At 64.0% G+C, this 18,695-nt stretch carries 17 protein-coding genes and 1 tRNA gene; 6 read left to right on the top strand and 12 right to left on the bottom strand.

Annotation, left to right across the window (positions count from 1 at the left end; translation table 11 throughout):
* Positions 1 to 2: 2 nt before the first annotated feature.
* Positions 3 to 77, bottom strand: a tRNA-Gln gene (locus F6X59_RS27540).
* 270 nt (positions 78 to 347) lie between these two features.
* On the opposite strand from F6X59_RS27540, the gene F6X59_RS27545 reads away from it, so the two are divergent.
* Complete coding sequence (locus F6X59_RS27545) at positions 348 to 590, top strand: hypothetical protein (RefSeq protein WP_152959224.1); 243 nt, start codon at positions 348 to 350, stop codon at positions 588 to 590.
* Between the two features lie 108 nt (positions 591 to 698).
* Entirely contained in the window at positions 699 to 1,787 is a 1,089-nt protein-coding gene (zapE, locus tag F6X59_RS27550; RefSeq protein WP_152959225.1) for a cell division protein ZapE, read from the top strand.
* Between the two features lie 49 nt (positions 1,788 to 1,836).
* On the opposite strand, the gene F6X59_RS27555 is transcribed toward zapE, so the two are convergent.
* Positions 1,837 to 3,726 carry a propionyl-CoA synthetase gene (locus tag F6X59_RS27555; RefSeq protein WP_152959226.1) on the bottom strand — a complete coding sequence of 630 codons (1,890 nt, stop codon included), beginning with the start codon at positions 3,724 to 3,726 and terminating at the stop codon, positions 1,837 to 1,839.
* Between the two features lie 180 nt (positions 3,727 to 3,906).
* Between F6X59_RS27555 and F6X59_RS27560 the strand changes: the two genes are divergently transcribed.
* Positions 3,907 to 4,773 carry a LysR family transcriptional regulator gene (locus tag F6X59_RS27560; RefSeq protein ID WP_152959227.1) on the top strand — a complete coding sequence of 289 codons (867 nt, stop codon included), beginning with the start codon at positions 3,907 to 3,909 and terminating at the stop codon, positions 4,771 to 4,773.
* On the opposite strand, the gene F6X59_RS27565 is transcribed toward F6X59_RS27560, so the two are convergent.
* The 5 genes from F6X59_RS27565 to F6X59_RS27585 form a co-directional block, all read right to left on the bottom strand.
* Positions 4,747 to 5,904, bottom strand: coding sequence for an HPP family protein (locus F6X59_RS27565; protein WP_152959228.1), 1,158 nt, complete (start codon positions 5,902 to 5,904; stop codon positions 4,747 to 4,749). The genes F6X59_RS27560 and F6X59_RS27565 overlap by 27 nt on opposite strands.
* A gap of 234 nt (positions 5,905 to 6,138) precedes the next feature.
* Complete coding sequence (locus tag F6X59_RS27570; protein ID WP_152959229.1) at positions 6,139 to 7,458, bottom strand: sensor histidine kinase; 1,320 nt, start codon at positions 7,456 to 7,458, stop codon at positions 6,139 to 6,141.
* A complete protein-coding gene (locus F6X59_RS27575; protein WP_152959230.1) occupies positions 7,455 to 8,123 on the bottom strand; it encodes a response regulator transcription factor in 669 nt (222 codons plus the stop codon). Before F6X59_RS27575 ends, F6X59_RS27570 begins: the two co-directional genes overlap by 4 nt.
* A 1-nt stretch (position 8,124) precedes the next feature.
* Positions 8,125 to 8,439, bottom strand: a complete 315-nt coding sequence (locus tag F6X59_RS27580; RefSeq protein WP_152959231.1) for a PepSY domain-containing protein — start codon at positions 8,437 to 8,439, stop codon at positions 8,125 to 8,127.
* Positions 8,439 to 8,747, bottom strand: a complete 309-nt coding sequence (locus F6X59_RS27585; protein ID WP_152959232.1) for a PepSY domain-containing protein — start codon at positions 8,745 to 8,747, stop codon at positions 8,439 to 8,441. The genes F6X59_RS27580 and F6X59_RS27585 overlap by 1 nt, the downstream gene beginning before the upstream one ends.
* 152 nt (positions 8,748 to 8,899) lie before the next feature.
* Between F6X59_RS27585 and F6X59_RS27590 the strand changes: the two genes are divergently transcribed.
* Together F6X59_RS27590 and queD are read left to right on the top strand one after the other, a co-directional pair.
* Positions 8,900 to 9,979 carry a patatin-like phospholipase family protein gene (locus F6X59_RS27590; protein ID WP_152959233.1) on the top strand — a complete coding sequence of 360 codons (1,080 nt, stop codon included), beginning with the start codon at positions 8,900 to 8,902 and terminating at the stop codon, positions 9,977 to 9,979.
* Between the two features lie 53 nt (positions 9,980 to 10,032).
* Positions 10,033 to 10,389 (top strand): 6-carboxytetrahydropterin synthase QueD, encoded by a 357-nt coding sequence (queD, locus tag F6X59_RS27595; protein ID WP_051097763.1) that lies wholly within the window; start codon positions 10,033 to 10,035, stop codon positions 10,387 to 10,389.
* A gap of 51 nt (positions 10,390 to 10,440) precedes the next feature.
* Here queD and F6X59_RS27600 read toward each other — a convergent pair whose 3' ends face one another.
* Both F6X59_RS27600 and F6X59_RS27605 read right to left on the bottom strand, forming a co-directional pair.
* Complete coding sequence (locus F6X59_RS27600) at positions 10,441 to 11,088, bottom strand: hypothetical protein (protein WP_152959234.1); 648 nt, start codon at positions 11,086 to 11,088, stop codon at positions 10,441 to 10,443.
* Positions 11,089 to 11,161: 73 nt separating this feature from the next.
* Positions 11,162 to 11,629: a DUF1289 domain-containing protein gene (locus F6X59_RS27605; protein WP_152959235.1), complete on the bottom strand. Its 468-nt coding sequence runs from the start codon at positions 11,627 to 11,629 to the stop codon at positions 11,162 to 11,164.
* Between the two features lie 405 nt (positions 11,630 to 12,034).
* On the opposite strand from F6X59_RS27605, the gene acnB reads away from it, so the two are divergent.
* Positions 12,035 to 14,644: a bifunctional aconitate hydratase 2/2-methylisocitrate dehydratase gene (gene acnB / locus F6X59_RS27610; RefSeq protein ID WP_346653041.1), complete on the top strand. Its 2,610-nt coding sequence runs from the start codon at positions 12,035 to 12,037 to the stop codon at positions 14,642 to 14,644.
* 66 nt (positions 14,645 to 14,710) lie between these two features.
* On the opposite strand, the gene prpD is transcribed toward acnB, so the two are convergent.
* The 3 genes from prpD to F6X59_RS27625 form a co-directional block, all read right to left on the bottom strand.
* Entirely contained in the window at positions 14,711 to 16,195 is a 1,485-nt protein-coding gene (gene prpD, locus F6X59_RS27615) for a 2-methylcitrate dehydratase (protein ID WP_152959237.1), read from the bottom strand.
* A 67-nt stretch (positions 16,196 to 16,262) separates the two neighbouring features.
* The gene (gene prpF, locus F6X59_RS27620) at positions 16,263 to 17,453 is read right to left on the bottom strand and encodes a 2-methylaconitate cis-trans isomerase PrpF (RefSeq protein ID WP_152959238.1); all 1,191 of its coding nucleotides are present in this window, start codon (positions 17,451 to 17,453) and stop codon (positions 16,263 to 16,265) included.
* 13 nt (positions 17,454 to 17,466) lie between these two features.
* Positions 17,467 to 18,695: aconitase family protein (locus tag F6X59_RS27625; RefSeq protein ID WP_256669518.1), on the bottom strand; the 1,229-nt coding region annotated here is incomplete at its 5' end.

Raw genomic sequence — 18,695 nt, forward strand, 5'->3', positions numbered from 1 at the left:
AATGGCAGGGGCGGCTGGATTCGAACCAACGCATGGCAGGATCAAAACCTGCTGCCTTACCGCTTGGCGACGCCCCTGTATCGGATGCAGCTGATGCTGCTCTGACAATTCCAACTGAGTGACAACTGGGTTGTTGTCTTGGAATGCGCGGCACTTTAACACATAGATTCGGCCTGTAAACCCCCAACGTGAAAAAAAATGCTTTAAAACAGCAAGTTAGTGTTCCGCAGCCAATTCTGCGGGCCTGTCGGACAACCATTCGTCGTTTTTATACCGCTGCGCTTCAACGCAATCGCATTCCTCCCTTCCAATCAGGTAAGCGAACTGCATTGACCAAGGAGGCCCCCATGCCCGTTTCCCACGACCTGTACCAGGACCTGCACTACCCGCGCGAAATCGTCCAGCAGCGGCGCCAGCAGGACAAGACCCTGGACCGCCTGCTCGACGAGTACATGGACATCGACAACCAGGTGCTGGCCGCCGAATCGATCTCGGCCGGCAACTTTGTCGATGAAGACCTGCGCCACCTGAAAGAGCGCCGGTTGGCCGTGAAGTACATGATCGAGCGCCAGCTGGAGCGCAAGGTCTAGCGACCTATCTCGCCAGCCGATCATTGCCCGGCACTTTATCTATTAGTCAAAATGGCCGCCCTCGGGCAAGCTGCACGCTGCCCTGCCTTTGCCCAAGGAGCTTAGCTTTTGTCTGCCTGGATCCCTTCCCCGCTGCGCCAGCTCGGCCAGCGCTTGCGCGGTGCATCGTCCAACCCGAGTGAACTGCTCAGCTGGTTCGAGGACCAGGCGCACAGCCGCGGCTATCAGCTCAGCGAGGGCCAGCGCCGGGTCATCGACAGCATGGCCGGGCAGATTGCGCGCCTGCTGGAGGGAGGCCAGCCTCGCAGCCTCTATCTGTATGGCTCGGTCGGCCGTGGCAAGAGCTGGCTGCTCGATGGCTTTTTCCAGGCGGTACCGGTAGCGGCCAAGCAGCGCCTGCACTTCCACGACTTTTTCGCCCGTTTGCACCAAGGCATGCACCGGCACCGCCTGCTGGACGACGCGTTGGGCGCCACCCTGGACGAGCTGCTGGGTGACTGCCAGGTGCTGTGCTTCGATGAGTTCCATGTGCATGACATTGGCGATGCCATGCTGCTGACCCGGCTGTTCAACGCCCTGTTCGCCCGCGGCATCTTCCTGTTGGTGACTTCCAACTACGCCCCTGAAGGGCTGTTGCCCAACCCGCTCTACCACGAGCGGTTCCTGCCAGTGATACGCCTGATCAACAGTTCGATGGAGGTGCTCGAAGTGGGCGGCGACACCGACTTTCGCAGCCTGCCGGCCAACCGCGAACACCAGCGCTTCACCCAGGGGCACTATGTGTGGCCGGGGAATGCGGCGCAGCGCCGGGCGCTGAACGTACCCGATGAGCACCCGGTGGTGCTGGAGGTGAACAACCGCCCGCTGCGCGCCCTGGCCATCGATGGCCGACGCGTGGTGCTGGGTTTTGACGACTTGTGCGAGAAGGCCACGGCGGTGATCGACTACCTAGTGCTGGCCGGGCAGTACGACGAATGGATCATCGATGGGCTGGATGACCTGGCGGAGTGTTCGCTGGCGGCGCAACAGCGCTTCGTCAACCTGGTGGATGTGCTGTATGACCAGGACCGGCAGGTGACCGTGATCGGCAAGCGGCCACTGGAAGAAAGCCTTGGTGGGCCACTGGCTGACCTGATGCGCACCCGCAGCCGGCTGGGGCAGCTACATCAGGCTGGCCCCGAAAGCTTTATTGCCTGATCGGCCTCTTCGCGGCTGAAGCCGCGAAGAGGCCAGTGAGGTCACAGCGTCAGCCAGCCCGTGGCAGATCTGCCAACACCGCCTCGATCTCCCCCAACACCGCCGGGTCATCCAGGGTCGAGGGCGGCACATAAGCTTGCCCATCAGCAATCTTGCGCAGCACCGCCCGAAGGATTTTCCCCGAGCGGGTCTTGGGCAAGCGCTTCACCAACCGCACCCGGTTGAAACACGCCAGGGCGCCAATTTCCTCACGCACACTGCCCACCAGCTCCACCAGCAACTGCGCCTCGGCTATACCCTCGCCATCCTTGAGCACCACCAGCGCCAGCGGTACCTGGCCCTTGATCTCGTCATGCACACCGATCACCGCACACTCGGCCACCGCCGGGTGACGGGCAACCAAATCTTCCATCTCACCCGTGGACAGCCGATGCCCAGAGACGTTTATCACGTCGTCGGTGCGGCCCATGATGTAGACGAAGCCCTCTTCATCGAGATAACCGCCATCGCCCGTGTGGTAATAGCCAGGATAGGTGTGCAGATAGGCCTGCAGGTAACGCTCATGGTCGCCCCACAAAGTCTGGCTGCACCCAGGTGGCAGCGGCAGGGCGATAACGATGGAGCCCTGCTGATCGGGCCCCAGCAGATGCCCGTCGTCATCCAGCACCCGCACGTGATAACCCGGCACCGCACGGTTGCTCGAACCCGGCCGCGCCGCACTGCCCTCCAGCCCCACGCAAGGCGCAGTCACCGGCCAGCCAGTCTCGGTCTGCCACCAGTGGTCGTGCACCGGTTTGCCGGTGACCCGCTCCAGCCACTGGTGCGTGCTGGAATCGAGCTTTTCCCCGGCCAGGAACAGCTGGCGCAGCGAGCTCAGGTCATGCTTGCGGATCAGCTCGCCATCCGGGTCTTCCTTGCGGATCGCCCGCATGGCGGTCGGCGCGCAGAACAAGGCATTGACCTTGTACTGCTCGACCACCCGCCAGTACGCCGAGGCATCCGGCGTGCGAATCGGCTTGCCCTCGTAGAACACCGTGGTGCAGCCGCTCATCAGCGGCCCATAGACAATCAGCGAATGGCCGACAACCCAGCCGACATCGGAAATACCCCACCACACATCCCCGGCCTGCATGCCGTAGATATGCCGCATCGCATAGCAAAGCGCGACCGCGTTGCCACCGTTTTCGCGGACGATACCCTTGGGTTTGCCGGTAGTGCCGGAGGTATACATGATGTACAGCGGGTCGCCGGCATCCAGTTCGACCGGCGCCACCGGTGCGGCACTGGCCAAGGCCTGCTGCCAGTCCAGGTCACGGCCTGCCTGCAGCTGCGCACGGGCCTGGGGCCGTTGCAGCACCAGCACATTGCGCGGTTGATGGCGGGCCACCTGCAGGGCGCGGTCGACCAGCGGCTTGTACTCGATCACCCGCTCGAACTCCAGGCCACAGGACGCGGTGAGCAACAGCGTCGGCCGAGCATCATCGATGCGCAGTGCCAGCTCGTTGGCGGCAAAACCACCGAACACCACCGAATGCACCGCACCAATGCGCGCGCAGGCGAGCATCGCCATGGCCGCCTGGGGCACCATCGGCATGTAGATGATCACCCCGTCACCCTTGCCCACGCCCAGTTGCCGCAGCAGGCCGGCCAGGCGTGCCACTTCGTCGCGCAACTGGTGGTAGGTGAAGGCCTGCTGCACACCGGTCACGGGGGAGTCGTAGATCAGTGCCAGCTGTTCGCCGCGGCCCAGCTCGATCTGCCGGTCGAGGGCCAGGTAACAGCTGTTCAGGCGGCCGTCGGCGAACCAGCGATGGGTGCCGTCGGGGTTGTCCTGCAGGGTCAGCGAGGGCTTGCGGTACCAGGCCAGGGATTCGGCCTGTTCGGCCCAGAAGGCAGCAGGGTCGGCAATGGATTGGGCGTAGCTGTGCTGGTAGGTCATGTCGATGAAAACCCGGTACTTGTTGTTATTGAAGGGCGAATAATGAGTATGGCCCGCCACACCGGGGCCGCCATGGGACTAAAGTCACAACGGACCTGCAAATTTGCAGACAGGACAGAAATGCCCCACAACGGTGCAAAGCCTCTAGAATAGGCCGCCCTCACCGCCACAGAGCAGCTCATGGATATCGATCAGGCCCGAACTTTTCTGGAAATCGTGCGTTGCGGCAGCCTGGTCGCCGCCGCCGAACGCCTGTTCGTGTCGCAGACCGCCATCACCGCCCGCGTGCAACGCCTGGAACAGCAACTGGGCTGCCAGCTGTTCGTGCGCAGCCGCAACGGTGCCAGCCTGACCAGTGACGGTGAAGCCTTCGTCAGCTATGCCAACCAGCTGGTGCAGACCTGGGAAGCGGCGCGCCGCGACCTGCCGCTGCCTGAAGGCTGCCAGCAGGTGCTGCATGTGGGCGCGGAAGTCAGCCTGGGTAACCCGATGCTGCTCGACTGGGTCAGCGCCCTGCACCGCGAACTGCCCAACCATGCCATCCGCAGCGAGGTCAGCGATGGCGAGTCGTTGCTGCGCAAGGTGGAGATGGGCCTGCTCGACGCTGCACTGGTGTACCAGCCGATCTACGGCCCGGGGCTGCAGGTGGAGCAGTTGATGGAAGAAAAGCTGATCCGCGTACGCCGGGTCGAGCAACCCGAGCCTTACATCTACATCGACTGGGGTGAAGCCTTCCGCCGCCAACATGATGCCGCCTTGCCAGACTGCGCGCGCCCGGCGCTGAGCTTCAACCTCGGACCGTTGGCCCTGCAGTTCATCCTCGATCAGGGTGGCAGCGGTTACTTCCGTACCCGGGTGGTGCAGGCCTACCTGGAGAGCGGCGTGTTCGAGCGCGTGGCGCAAGCGCCGGAATTCACCTACCCGACCTACCTGGTCTACCCGCGCAAGCGCGACAGCGACGCCCTGCAGCAGGCCTTCGCGGTGCTGCGCCAGCTGGTGGCAGCCGGCGCCAGCGATTGGTCACAACGCTGGGACCCGGTTATCTGAGGTACCGCCAGCAGCACTGAGCAACTGGCGCTTGAGGCCGGCGACCAGGTCGGTCTGGGTGACCACGCCGACCAACTGCTCACCGTCAAGCACCGGCAGGCAGTGCAAACCCTGCTCGCACAGCAGCGGCAGCAGGCGTTCCAGCGGGTGCTGGCTGCTGACGCTGACCACCCGCCGGCTCATCACCTGCTCCATGCGCACGGCCTTGCGGCCAAACAGGCCACGCCAGCTGAACTGGCCGCGCTGCATGGCCGGGCCCACCAGGTCACTGAGGCTGACAATGCCCACCAGCTTGCCTTGCTGCAGCACCGGCAAGGTTTTCAGGTGGTGGTCAGCGAGCATTTTCCAGGCCTGCTCCAAGGTGGTGTCCGGTGCAGCGAACTGCACGTCGCGCGACATCACCGCCCCGGCAGTGATGCCGCCGAGGCTGCGCCGCAGCGCGTGCTGCTCGGTGGCGAGGATGATGCGCTCCAGTTCGTCGCGGGTGACGTCGACAAATTCGCCCAACTCTTCCAGGGCCTGATCCAGGTCGGCGCCACGGATGCCCACGCGCTCGCTGGGCAGCGGGTCGTGGGTGTGGTGCACGTCCTTGCGCGGCGCCACGCCTTTCGGGTAGTGCACGCCGGTGAGGCGATTGTAGATCACGGCCACGGCCACCAGGATCAGCGCATTGAGCAGCACCGGTTCGAGCAGGTGATCGCCCATGGCCGTCAGGCCCGGGTCGGCCAGTACCGCGCTCACCGCCACACCACCTCCCGGCGGGTGCAGGCAACGCAGCAGGCACATCACCACGATCGAAAGCCCCAGGGCAGCGGCCGCCACCCACAGTTCAGGGCCAAAACCCTGGCGCATGGCCAGGCCGACCGCACCCGCCAGGGCATAGCTGCCGAGCACAGGCCACGGCTGCGCCAGGGGCCCGGAATGCACGGCGAACATCAGCACCGCCGAGGCCGCCAACGGGCCGAGCAGGTGCAGGGCAATGCCCGGGCCATAAGCCAGACTGGTCAGCCAGCCGGCGAGGAACAGGCCGAACAGCGCGCCGATACCGGCACGCAACCATTGTTTGGGGGGGATATTCAGGGGGGCTGGCAACAGCCGCTGCAGACGACTTTCGGAACGCATGGCAGACATTCAAGTAATCAGGATCTGTAGTTTTTTTGATTAAAAAGAAAGCCCAGCCGAAGTGGCCTGGGCCTCGTATTGCAGATGCAATAGCACAAGGGGCTCCGTCCGTGGAGAGATGGAAACCGCAAGGTTTCTCGAGGGGGATTGTGCCGGGCGGGGGAAGATTGGGCTAATTCAAAAAAATGCGGCTGTGCTGCAATTTTTTTGCAGTGCTGATATGGGCCTCATCGCCGACACAGATCAGCGCACTTTGCGCGGCAGCTCGATGCTCACCCTGAGGCCGCCCAAGGCACTTTCCAGCAACGCCAGGCGCCCGCCCCAAGCCTCGACGATGTCGCGCACAATCCCCAACCCCAGCCCGTGCCCATCGACCTGCTCATCCAGCCGCGAGCCGCGCTCCAGCACCTGCAGGCGCCGATTTTCCGGAATGCCGGGGCCGTCATCATCGACCCACAACCGGTAGCCCTCGGCTGTGGGTGCAATGCCCAGCCGCACCTCGCTGTCGGCCCACTTGCAGGCGTTGTCCAGCAGGTTGCCGAGCAGCTCCAGCACGTCTTCGCGATCCCAAGGCAGCAGCAGACCCGGCGGTACATCGTGCTCAAGCAGCAAGCTGTCGCCATGGATCATACCCAAGGTCGCGAGCAAGCCCGGCAGCTCGGCATCACAATCGAACTGCGCCCCAGGCAAGGCATCGCCTGCCAGGCGCGCCCGGTTCAGCTCACGGGCCAGGCGCTGCTGGATCTGCTCCAACTGTTCACGCAACTGCGCCTGCACCTCTGGCAGGCCTTGCAAGCGCTCACTGGACGCCAGGCTGAGCAGCACCGCCAGCGGCGTCTTCAACGCATGGCCGAGGTTGCCCAGGGCATTGCGCGAGCGGCGCAGGCTGTCTTCGGTGTGGCTGAGCAAGTGGTTGATCTGGTCGACCAGCGGCGCCAGCTCGCTGGGTACCTCGGCATCGAGCTGCGAGCGCTGGCCTTGCTGCAGCTGGGCAATCTGCTGGCGTGCGCGCTCCAGCGGGCGCAGCGAGCGGGTGACGGTGATGCGCTGCAACACCAGCACGATCAGCAACGCCACCAGGCCCATGCCCAGGCCGATCTGCTGCAGGCGGCGAAAACCGTCGCGCACCGGCGAGTAATCCTGTGCCACGCTGATCGAGATGTCCTGGCCCAGACGCCGGTAATCGGCGCGCAAGGCCAGCAGTTGCTGCCCTTCCGGGCCCAGTTCGTGGCTATCGGACAACCCCGGCGCGGCCGGTTTGGGCATGTCCAGGTCCCACAGCGAGCGCGAACGCCAGGTGCCCTGGTCGAAATCGATACGGAAGTAGTAACCGGAGAACGGCCGCTGGTACGCAGCGGAAATGCGCCGCTCATCCAGCTGCAGGCCATTCGGCCCGCGCACCAATGCCACCAGCAGGTTCTCGCTTTCCTTGCGCAGGCCGTTTTCCAGATAGCGCTGCAAGCCAGCCTCGAACAGCCACAGGGTCAGCTGCGCGAGCACCACCCCGACCACCACCAGCACGGCGACCAGGCCCAGGCTCAGGCGCGCCTGGATCGATTTCATCCGCTGCTCCCGGCATAGATGTAGCCTTGCCCGCGGCGCGTCTCGATGACGCTGCGGCCAAGCTTGCGCCGCAGGTGGTTGACGTGCACCTCCAGCACATTTGAGTCGCGCTCGGTCTCGCCGTCGTACAGGTGCTCGGCCAGGTGGCTCTTGGACAGGATCTGCTGCGGGTGCAGCATGAAGTAGCGCAACAGGCGGAACTCCGCAGCGGTGAGCTGGATGTCGACGCCGTCGCGGCTCACGCACTGGCGGCTTTCATCCAGGTGCAGGCCTGCAGCTTCCAGCGTGGGCTGGTTGGCCAGGCCCCGGGCACGGCGCAGCAGCGCCTGAATGCGCAGTTGCAGCTCCTCGGGGTGGAACGGCTTGCTCAGGTAATCGTCGGCCCCGGCCTTCAGGCCCTCGATCCGTTCGGCCCACGACCCTCGCGCCGTGAGGATCAGCACCGGCGTGACCAGGCCGCCGGCACGCCACTGCGCCAGCACCTCCAGGCCCGGCAAGCCCGGCAGGCCGAGGTCGAGGATGATCAGGTCATAGGGTTCGCTCTGGCCTTGGTACACCGCATCGCGGCCATCGGCCAGCCAGTCCACGGCATAGCCCTGGCGCTGCAGGCTGGTGGTCAGTTCGTCGGCCAGGGGCACGTTGTCTTCGACAAGCAGCAGGCGCATGTCAGTCGTCTTCCTCGTCTTTGAGCAGGGCGCCGCTGCTGGCATCGAGCTTGATCTCGCGCACCACGCCGTCCTGGGTCAGCAGCTCGACTTCATATTCATAGCGGCCGTGGTCCTCTTCCAGCTCGGCCTCCAGCAGGCGCGCCCCGGGGTAACGCCCCAGGGCGGTTTCCAGCAATTGCTCGAGCGGCAGGATGACGCCCTTCTGGCGCAGTTTAAGGGCTTCATCCTGGTCCAGGTCGCGGGCAACGGCCAGGGAGCACACGGCCAGCAACGACAACGCCAGGTATCGCGCCGGCCGGGGTAAGTGGATCATCAGCGGTCCTGCTCGACCTTCAGCACTTCACCGGTCTTGGCATCCAGGTCGACATCCCACTCGACGTTCTGCGTGTCGCGCAGTTCGACCTTGTAGATGTAGCGGCCGTATTCGTTTTCCAGCTCCGAGTCAGTGACGGTGGCGCCTGGGTGCTTGGCCACGGCAGTGGCCTTGAGCTCGTCCAGCGACTTGATGGTCTTGGCATTGACCAGTTTGACCACTTCGTCAGGCTGGACGTCCTTGGCGAAGGCAGCATTGGCGCCCAGGGCAAGGGCGGCGGCGGTAAACAGGGCAGTCAAGGTTTTCATGGTGGCTCTCCTGAGCGACGTTCAAGTTGTCTACGGGGTTAAGACTAAAGAGCGGTCCTTAATTCAACCTGAAAACAGCTGGCGCCATGATAGCGCAGCCTGAGCGGCATCAAGGGCCTATAATGCCCCGTTTGTTGCCCGCGAGATCCGTCATGAGCGCCATTCACATCAAATACCCTGCACTCACCTTCAAGGCCGGCCAGCGCGCGCTGCAGCGGATCCGCGAAGGTGGCCTGCAAGCGGCCGATGTGGGCGTATTGCCAGGTGCGGCGGGTGGGCCCAAACCCTTGGGCATCCAGGGCCTGGACCTGGCGCTTTTTGGTGAATGGTTGCCCTCGGCGCCACGCCAACGCGCGCTGATCGGTGCCTCGATCGGCTCCTGGCGCTTCGCCAGTGCCTGCCTCGACGACCCGGTCGCCGGCATTCGCCGCCTGGGCGAGCTGTATACCGAGCAGGACTTCGCCAAGGGCGTTACCGCCGCCGAGATCAGCCGCAGTTGCCAGCGCATGCTCGACGATCTGCTGCAGGGCCGCGACGGGCAGATCCTCGCCAACCCGCACTATCGCCTGAACATCCTGGTGGTAAAGAGCCACGGCCAGCTCGCCCACGACCATCGTGGCCGCCTGGGCATGGGCCTGGGCTCGGTGATCGCCAGCAACCTGCTGGGGCGCTCGCGCCTGGCGCGGCACTTCGAGCGGGTCATCCTGCACGATGCGCGCAGCGCGCCGCCGCTCGACGCCCTCACCGACTTTCCCTCGCGCTGCCTGCCGCTGGACCTGGCGAACCTGCGCCAGGCCCTGCTCGCCTCGGGCTCGATCCCGATGGTGATGGAGGGTGTGCGTGACATTCCTGGTGCAGGTGCTGGCACCTACCGCGACGGCGGCCTGCTCGACTACCACCTCGACCTGCCCTACCGCGGTGACGACCTGGTGCTGTACCCGCACTTCACCGACAAGGTGGTGCCCGGCTGGTTCGACAAGGCGCTGCCCTGGCGCAGGGGTGATGCCGCACGGTTGCAGAACGTGCTGCTGATGACCCCCTCGCCGCAGTACCTGGCCGCCCTGCCTTTCGGCAAGCTGCCGGACCGCAACGACTTCAAGCGCTTCATGGGCGATGCGCCGAGCCGCAAGCGCTACTGGTACCAGGCGATCGCCGAAAGCCAGCGGCTGGGCGATGAACTGCTGGAGCTGATCGCCACCGGGCGGTTGCACGAACGCCTGCAAGCCTTGTAGCGACCATGCTGGTAGACTGCGCGCATTATTGATTCACACAGAGTTATGACAGCGTGGAAATCTTCAAGGAATTTACATTCGAATCGGCCCACCGCCTGCCCCACGTCCCAGCCGGCCACAAATGCGGCCGCCTGCACGGCCATTCGTTCAAGGTCGGCCTGCACCTGACTGGCCCACTTGACCCGCACACCGGCTGGATTCGTGACTTCGCCGAGGTCAAGGCGATCTTCAAGCCGATCTACGAGCAGCTGGACCACAACTACCTGAACGACATCCCTGGCCTGGAGAACCCGACCAGCGAAGTGATCGCCAAATGGATCTGGGACCAGGTCAAGCCGCTGATGCCGGAGCTGTCCAAAGTCCGCATCCACGAGACTTGCACCAGCGGCTGCGAATACACCGGCGACTGATCCGCCCTTGGCCAGCCTTCGGCCCTGGCGGACCGAAGGCTGGCGATGCCCTCAGTGCTCTTCGAAATGGTGAGGCATGCTGAGGATCTTCATCGACACCAAGCCGGCCTCTCCTTTTCGGCTATTGAAGAAGCGGTCGCTGTAGCTGGTGTAACGCAGGATCTTCTCACCGCCTGGGGTGAGCAACTGAAGATTGAAGAGCTGATCACCCTCGCCGATCTGCTCCTGATCGAAACCCTCGATGCGCCACAGCCGCGCGCCACCTGCCTTGGACTGCACGCCCTGCGGTTCGCTGGCTTCCCAGATGCCGACATAACCTGAAAACACGCTGGCGTTGTAATCGAGCACCCAGTCGGAAACTTTGTGGGCGCGGTCAGCCGGCCTTATCTCGTAGAACAGTGGCTTGTCGGCGGCATAGCTGCCCCTGGCGTAGGCGCCAAACCAGAACAGCTCGTAATAGCGCTGGCCAGGGTTGGCATAATCAGACCGGTCGAGGGGCTTCTCCAACACACCGTCCTGTTCGGCCTGCAGATACCGGTCATAGTGCCCGTTGGCGCCGCGGCTGCCTGTCTGCACCCAGATCGCCCCCAGCTGCCGCTCACGCACTGGCGTCGCCGCTGTGACGCTGCGCACAGCGGAGCCCTGCCACCAGCAGCGGGCCAGAAAGGTAAAGCGGGGATTGAATACGTAATCGCTCATGCTGACTCTCCTGGTCAGACTGAAAGAGCCGTTACGCTAGGAAGTTGCGCTCACCCGAGCAGCAGGAAGCCGCTCACTGCATGCCTTGCTTGAGGAAGGCTGGCGCGATGTAGCGCTGGTAGTGCGCTTCGGACAGCAGGAAGAATTCACGGTCGATGGCATCGCGCAGTTGCGGCAGTTCCCAGTCGCGAAATTCCGGTAGCAGCACCATGCCGTACGCCTCCAGGTCACGGATCATCCGCGCACCGCGGGCGATCAGCTGGTAGGCCCAGCAGTATTCCGACTGCTGCTCGACGAAGCGGATCGAGCGCTGCTGCAACTGCTGACGCAGCAGGCTTGTATCGAACACTTCCAGCTTGGCCATCATCACCTGCACCAGCAACTGCTCCAGGCGCAGCCACACGGCGCGCTTCTGCTCGTCGTCGTAGCCGTTCCAGTTGATCACTTCGTGATGGAAACGCTTGCAGCCACGGCACACCGTGTCTCCATAGACCGTGGAACAGAGGCCGACGCAAGGGGTCTTGATGGACTGGTTGGACATTGGAAAACAACGGCTTGGCGATGGAACACGGGGTCATGTTAGCCCTTTGTCTAACCAGGGTCACCCGTTAAAGTCATGATCGCTGCCTTACCTTCGGGCTTTTTTTGCCGTAGAATCATCCCGCCTTTTCAAGGCAACAATGTCCGTTGGAAGCTGTTTTCAAAGCGTCACGAGCACAGTTCATCCGGTAGAACGGCGTTGGCCCGGGCCATGCACCCCTCGCATGCCCGCGCCAGCCCTCATCAGCTCCCGTTCTGCAGGCGTAAAACTTTGAAAGCAGCTTCTGTAAGGATTCTTTGCGACTCTGGCTGGGCGGCCCACAAAGCCGTGGCAGCGCATGGGTGCATTGAATGCTGGATGAGCGTCCCGGACTCCCTTTAGGGACCACTGATGAGGGTAATAACTGTGCTTGAAGCCTACCGCAAACACATCGAAGAGCGTGCCGCCCTGGGTATCGTGCCCCAGCCGCTGAACGCCGAACAAACTGCAGGCCTGGTCGAGCTGCTGAAAAACCCGCCAGCCGGCGAAGAAGCCTTCCTCGTAGACCTGATCACCAACCGCGTTCCGCCAGGGGTCGACGAAGCTGCCTACGTCAAGGCCGCTTTCCTCTCCGCCGTGGCCAAGGGCGAAGCCAAGTCGCCACTGATCGACCGCAAGCACGCTGCTGAACTGCTGGGCACCATGCAGGGCGGCTACAACATCGAGACGCTGGTCGCGCTGCTGGACGACGCCGAACTGGGCGCCGTCGCGGCCGAACAGCTCAAGCACACCCTGCTGATGTTCGATGCCTTCCACGACGTAGCCGAAAAAGCCAAGGCCGGCAACGTTCACGCCAAGGCCGTGCTGGACTCCTGGGCTGCCGGCGAGTGGTTCACCGCGCGTCCGGCCATCGCCGACAAGTACACCCTGACCGTGTTCAAGGTGCCAGGCGAAACCAACACCGACGACCTGTCCCCTGCTCCGGACGCCTGGTCGCGCCCTGACATCCCGCTGCACGCCCTGGCCATGCTGAAAATGGCCCGTGACGGCATCGAGCCGTCGCAGCCAGGCTCGGTCGGCCCGCTGGCACAGATCGAAGCGGTCAAGGCCAAAGGCTTCCCGGTTGCCTACGTCGGTGACGTGGTCGGTACCGGTTCCTCGCGTAAATCCGCCACCAACTCGGTGCTGTGGTTCTTCGGCGACGACATTCCGTACGTGCCGAACAAGCGCGCCGGTGGCTTCTGCTTCGGCACCAAGATCGCCCCGATCTTCTACAACACCATGGAAGACGCCGGCGCCCTGCCGATCGAATTCGACTGCACCAACCTGGCCATGGGCGACGTCATCGACGTTTACCCGTTCAAGGGTGAAGTGCGCCGTCACGGCAGCGACGAGCTGGTCACTACCTTCGCACTGAAGACCGAAGTCCTGCTGGACGAAGTCCGTGCTGGCGGCCGTATCCCGCTGATCGTTGGCCGTGGCCTGACCGAAAAAGCCCGTGCCGAACTGGGCCTGGGGGCTTCCGACCTGTTCAAGAAGCCAGAGCAGCCTGCCGACACCGGCAAGGGCTTCACCCTGGCCCAGAAGATGGTCGGCCGCGCCTGCGGCCTGCCAGAAGGCCAGGGCGTGCGCCCAGGTGCCTACTGCGAGCCGAAGATGACCACCGTCGGTTCCCAGGACACCACTGGCCCGATGACCCGCGACGAGCTGAAAGACCTGGCGTGCCTGGGCTTCTCCGCTGACCTGGTGATGCAGTCGTTCTGCCACACCGCGGCCTATCCGAAGCCGATCGACGTCAACACCCACCACACCCTGCCAGACTTCATCCGCACCCGTGGCGGCGTGTCGCTGCGCCCAGGCGACGGCATCATCCACAGCTGGCTGAACCGCATGCTGATGCCTGACACCGTGGGTACCGGTGGCGACTCGCACACCCGCTTCCCGATCGGCATCTCGTTCCCGGCCGGTTCCGGCCTGGTGGCTTTCGCCGCCGCCACCGGCGTCATGCCGCTGGACATGCCAGAATCGATCCTGGTGCGCTTCAAGGGCAAACTGCAACCTGGCATCACCCTGCGTGACCTGGTGCATGCCATCCCTTACTACGCCATCCAGAAGGGCCTGCTGACCGTCGAGAAGAAAGGCAAGAAGAACGCCTTCTCCGGCCGCATCCTGGAAATCGAAGGCCTGGACGACCTGACCGTCGAACAAGCCTTCGAGCTGTCCGACGCCTCGGCCGAGCGTTCCGCTGCGGGCTGCACCATCAAGCTGCCGGAAAAGGCCATCGCCGAGTACCTGCAGTCCAACATCACCCTGCTGCGCTGGATGATCGGCGAAGGCTACGGCGATGCCCGCACCCTGGAGCGTCGCGCCCAGGCCATGGAAGCCTGGCTGGCCAAGCCTGAGCTGCTGTCGGCCGACGCCGATGCCGAATACGCCGAAATCATCGAAATCGACCTGGCCGACGTCAAGGAGCCTGTGCTCTGCGCGCCGAACGACCCGGACGATGCCCGCCTGCTGTCCTCGGTACAGGGCGAGAAGATCGACGAAGTGTTCATCGGTTCGTGCATGACCAACATCGGTCACTTCCGCGCTGCCGGCAAATTGCTGGACAAGGTCAAGGGCGGTATCCCGACCCGTCTGTGGCTGGCCCCGCCAACCAAGATGGACGCCCATCAGCTGACCGAAGAAGGCTACTACGGCATCTACGGCAAGGCCGGTGCGCGCATGGAAATGCCAGGTTGCTCGCTGTGCATGGGTAACCAGGCACGTGTGCAGACCGGTTCGACCGTGGTTTCCACTTCGACCCGTAACTTCCCGAACCGTCTGGGCGACGCCACCAACGTGTACCTGGCCTCGGCCGAGCTGGCTGCGGTCGCTTCGATCATCGGCAAGCTGCCGACCGTCGAAGAGTACATGCAGTACGCCAAGGACATCGACAGCATGGCTGCCGACGTCTACCGCTACCTGAGCTTCGACCAGATCGCCGAGTTCCGTGAAGCGGCTGCCAACGCCAAGATCCCGGTGGTTCAGGCGTAAGCTGAGTTGTAAGCAGCAATAAAAACCCGGCAGAAATGCCGGGTTTTTTATTGGCTGTACTGGCACTCAGATCACGAACAGATCGACAAACCTGTGCACCGTCATCTGCTCCAGCTTCTGCTGGTCCTTGCACAGCTCGAAAATCTCCTGACACCGCTGCCGCACAAAGCGCGTCGCCAGATTGCCCCTGAACTTGGCCTCCAGCAACGGTATCCCTTCCTCGCGCCGCCGCCGATGCCCGATCGGATATTCCACCAGCACCTGCTCGGTACTGCTGCCATCCTTGAAAAACACCTGCACGGCATTGGCAATCGAGCGCTTGTCGGCTTCCAGGTACTCGCGACTGAAGCGCGGATCTTCGACCACTTCCATTTTCTCGCGCAGGCGATCGATGCTCGGGTGATTGGCATGGAAGGTATCTTCATAATGCTCGGCCACCAGGTGGCCGAAGATCAGCGGCACCGCCACCATGTACTGCAGGCAATGGTCACGGTCGGCGGCGTTGGCCAACGGGCCGCTCTTGGAAATGATGCGGATCGCCGATTCCTGGGTAGTGATGACGATGCGGTCTATTTCATGCAGGCGGTTACGCACCAGCGGGTGCAGGGTCACCGCCGCCTCACAGGCCGTCTGGGCGTGGAATTCGGCAGGGAAGCTGACCTTGAACAGCACATTTTCCATCACATAACTGGCCAAGGGTTGCGGCAGGCGCAGCTCATACTGGCCGGCGGGTTTTACCGCCAGGTCCTTGTTGGTGTGGCTGAACGAGACGTCATGAAAGCCCCACTGCGCGGCCGTCAACACCCCTGGCACGCCCATTTCGCCACGCAGCGCGATATCGGCCAGGCGCACGCCACGGCTGGAAGCATCGCCGGCCGCCCAGGACTTGCGTGAGCCGGCATTGGGCGCATGGCGATAGGTGCGCAGCGCCTGGCCATCGACGAAGGCATGGGACAGGGCCGATAGCATCTGCTCGCGATTGGCCCCCATCAGCCGGGCACACACGGCGGTCGAGGCCACCTTGACCAGGATCACATGATCGAGGCCAACGCGATTGAAGGAATTTTCCAGCGCCAGCACGCCCTGGATCTCGTGGGCCATGACCATGGCTTCGAGCACCTCGCGCATCAGCAACGGCGCTTCGCCAGCAGCCACGCGTTTCTGCGACAGATGATCGCCAACGGCCAGGATGCCGCCCAGGTTATCCGAGGGGTGCGCCCATTCGGCGGCCAGCCAGGTGTCGTTGTAATCCAGCCAGCGCACGGTACAGCCGATGTCCCAGGCGGCCTTGACCGGGTCGAGGCGGTAGGCGGTACCGGGAACGCGCGCACCATTGGGCACCACGGTGCCTTCCACCAGCGGGCCGAGGAGTTTGGTGCATTCAGGGAAGCGCAGGGCCAGCAGGCCGCAGCCGAGGGTATCCATCAGGCAATTGCGTGCGGTGTCCAGGGCTTCAGGGGATTCGACCCGGTAGCCGAGGGCGTAGTCGGCAAGGGTTTGCAGCACCCGGTCGTAGTCCGGGCGGTCGTTCAGGTCCACGTTGGCGCTCATAGCCAGCTCCTGTGAAGTTGGGGCTGCCTTGCAGCCCCATCAACGAAAGCCGAGCGCCAGTGGTGCGTTAGAAGCTATCGCCAGGCACGCGAACCCAGCCCTCCATCAGCACGCGAGCACTGCGGCTCATGATTGCCTTGGTCACCGTCCACTCGCCATCCACCTGGCGCGCCTCGGCCCCGACCCGCAAGGTGCCGGACGGATGGCCGAAACGCACGGCACTGCGCTCGCCCCCGCCTGCGGCGAGGTTGACCAGCGTGCCCGGAATGGCCGCGGCGGTGCCGATGGCCACGGCTGCGGTGCCCATCATCGCGTGGTGCAGCTTGCCCATGGACAACGCACGCACCAGCAGGTCGATGTCAGCGGCCGCAACCGCCTTGCCACTGGACGCAGTGTAGGTGCTCGGCGGCGCAACGAAAGCCACCTTCGGCGTGTGCTGACGCCCGGCGGCCTGGTCGACATGCTCGATCAGGCCCATGCGCACGGCGCCGTAGGCGCGGATGGTCTCGAAACGCTGCAGCGCCTGCGGGTCGCCGTTGATCGCATCCTGCAATTCGGTACCGGTGTAGCCGATGTCGGCGGCATTGACGAACACCGTCGGGATACCGGCGTTGATCATGGTCGCCTTGAAGGTGCCGATGCCCGGCACTTCCAGGTCATCCACCAGGTTACCGGTGGGGAACATCGCCCCACCGTCGCCATCCTCGTCGGCAGCAGGATCAAGGAACTCCAGCTGCACTTCGGCGGCCGGGAAGGTCACGCCGTCGAGTTCGAAATCACCGGTTTCCTGCACTTCACCTTCGGTGATCGGCACATGGGCAATGATGGTCTTGCCGATGTTGGCCTGCCAGATGCGCACCGTGACGATGCCATTGCGCGGAATGCGCGCCGGGTCGACCAGGCCGTTGCTGACGGCGAACGAGCCGACCGCCGCGGACAGGTTGCCGCAGTTGCCACTCCAGTCGACGAAGGCCTTGTCGATGGCAACCTGACCGAACAGGTAATCGACATCATGCCCAGGCTTGATGCTCTTCGACAGGATGACCGTCTTGCTGGTGCTCGACGTGGCGCCGCCCATGCCGTCGATCTGCTTGGCATAAGGGTCGGGGCTGCCGATTACCCGTAACAGCAAGGCGTCGCGGGCCGGGCCTGGGACCTGGGCCGCTTCCGGCAGGTCCTGCAGGCGGAAGAACACGCCCTTGCTGGTGCCACCACGGATGTAGGTGGCGGGAATTTTTACTTGTGGTACATGTGCCATGTTCAAGTCCTGTTCAAGCGGTCCCTTCGAGGAAGTCCTGGGCAAAGCGCTGTAGCACCCCGCCCGCCTCATAGATCGACACTTCCTCGGCAGTGTCCAGGCGGCAGGTCACCGGCACTTCCACACGCTCGCCATTGCGCCGCGTCACCACCAGGGTCAGCGTCGCCCGCGGCTTGCGCTGGCCGAGCACGTCATAGGTTTCGCTGCCGTCCAGGCCCAGGGTCTTGCGGTCGGTGCCCGGCTTGAACTCCAGCGGCAACACGCCCATGCCCACCAGGTTGGTGCGGTGAATGCGCTCGAAGCCCTCGGCGACAATTGCCTCGACACCCGCCAGGCGCACGCCCTTGGCCGCCCAGTCACGGGACGAACCCTGGCCATAGTCGCCACCGGCGACGATGATCAGCGGCTGCTTGCGCTCCATGTAGGTCTCGATGGCCTCCCACATGCGGGTCACCTTGCCTTCCGGCTCGATGCGCGCCAGCGAGCCCTGCTGCACGCTGCCGTCAGCCTTGCGCACCATTTCGTTGAACAGCTTGGGGTTGGCGAAGGTGGCGCGCTGGGCGGTCAGGTGGTCGCCACGGTGGGTGGCGTAGGAGTTGAAGTCCTCTTCCGGCAGGCCCATCTTCGCCAGGTATTCACCCGCAGCGCTGTCGAGCAGGATGGCGTTGGACGGCGACAGGTGGTCGGTGGTGATGTTGTCCGGCAGCACCGCCAGCGGGCGCATGCCGCGCAGGGTGCGCTCGCCGGCCAGGGCGCCTTCCCAGTAAGGCGGGCGACGGATATAGGTGCTCATCGGGCGCCAGTCGTACAGTGGCGCGACTTTCGGCCCGCGGTCTTCCTCGATGGCGAACATCGGGATATAGACCTTGCGGAACTGCTCCGGCTTGACCGCAGCACGCACTACCGCGTCGATTTCCTCGTCACTTGGCCAGATGTCCTTGAGGCGGATTTCCTTGCCGTCGACCACGCCCAGCACGTCCTTTTCGATGTCGAAGCGGATGGTGCCGGCAATCGCGTAGGCCACCACCAGCGGCGGCGAAGCGAGGAATGCCTGCTTGGCGTAAGGGTGGATACGCCCGTCGAAGTTGCGATTGCCCGACAGCACGGCGGTGGCGTACAAGTCACGGTCGATGATTTCCTGCTGGATCACCGGGTCCAGTGCACCGGACATGCCGTTGCAGGTGGTGCAGGCGAAGGCGACGATGCCGAAGCCCAGTTGCTCCAGCTCCTTTTCCAGCCCCG

This window comes from Pseudomonas sp. MN1F (assembly GCF_009391885.1).
GTDB lineage: Bacteria > Pseudomonadota > Gammaproteobacteria > Pseudomonadales > Pseudomonadaceae > Aquipseudomonas.

Bases quoted from the DNA above. Each gene is read 5' to 3' on its own strand.
- F6X59_RS27565 (WP_152959228.1), bottom strand. From the start codon at position 5,904: ATGTCTGCCATGCGTTCCGAAAGTCGTCTGCAGCGGCTGTTGCCAGCC.
- F6X59_RS27580 (WP_152959231.1), bottom strand. From the start codon at position 8,439: ATGATCCACTTACCCCGGCCGGCGCGATACCTGGCGTTGTCGTTGCTG.
- F6X59_RS27590 (WP_152959233.1), top strand. From the start codon at position 8,900: ATGAGCGCCATTCACATCAAATACCCTGCACTCACCTTCAAGGCCGGC.
- F6X59_RS27570 (WP_152959229.1), bottom strand. From the start codon at position 7,458: ATGAAATCGATCCAGGCGCGCCTGAGCCTGGGCCTGGTCGCCGTGCTG.
- F6X59_RS27575 (WP_152959230.1), bottom strand. From the start codon at position 8,123: ATGCGCCTGCTGCTTGTCGAAGACAACGTGCCCCTGGCCGACGAACTG.
- F6X59_RS27555 (WP_152959226.1), bottom strand. From the start codon at position 3,726: ATGACCTACCAGCACAGCTACGCCCAATCCATTGCCGACCCTGCTGCC.
- F6X59_RS27560 (WP_152959227.1), top strand. From the start codon at position 3,907: ATGGATATCGATCAGGCCCGAACTTTTCTGGAAATCGTGCGTTGCGGC.
- prpF (WP_152959238.1), bottom strand. From the start codon at position 17,453: ATGGCACATGTACCACAAGTAAAAATTCCCGCCACCTACATCCGTGGT.
- F6X59_RS27600 (WP_152959234.1), bottom strand. From the start codon at position 11,088: ATGAGCGATTACGTATTCAATCCCCGCTTTACCTTTCTGGCCCGCTGC.
- prpD (WP_152959237.1), bottom strand. From the start codon at position 16,195: ATGAGCGCCAACGTGGACCTGAACGACCGCCCGGACTACGACCGGGTG.
- F6X59_RS27585 (WP_152959232.1), bottom strand. From the start codon at position 8,747: ATGAAAACCTTGACTGCCCTGTTTACCGCCGCCGCCCTTGCCCTGGGC.
- F6X59_RS27605 (WP_152959235.1), bottom strand. From the start codon at position 11,629: ATGTCCAACCAGTCCATCAAGACCCCTTGCGTCGGCCTCTGTTCCACG.
- F6X59_RS27545 (WP_152959224.1), top strand. From the start codon at position 348: ATGCCCGTTTCCCACGACCTGTACCAGGACCTGCACTACCCGCGCGAA.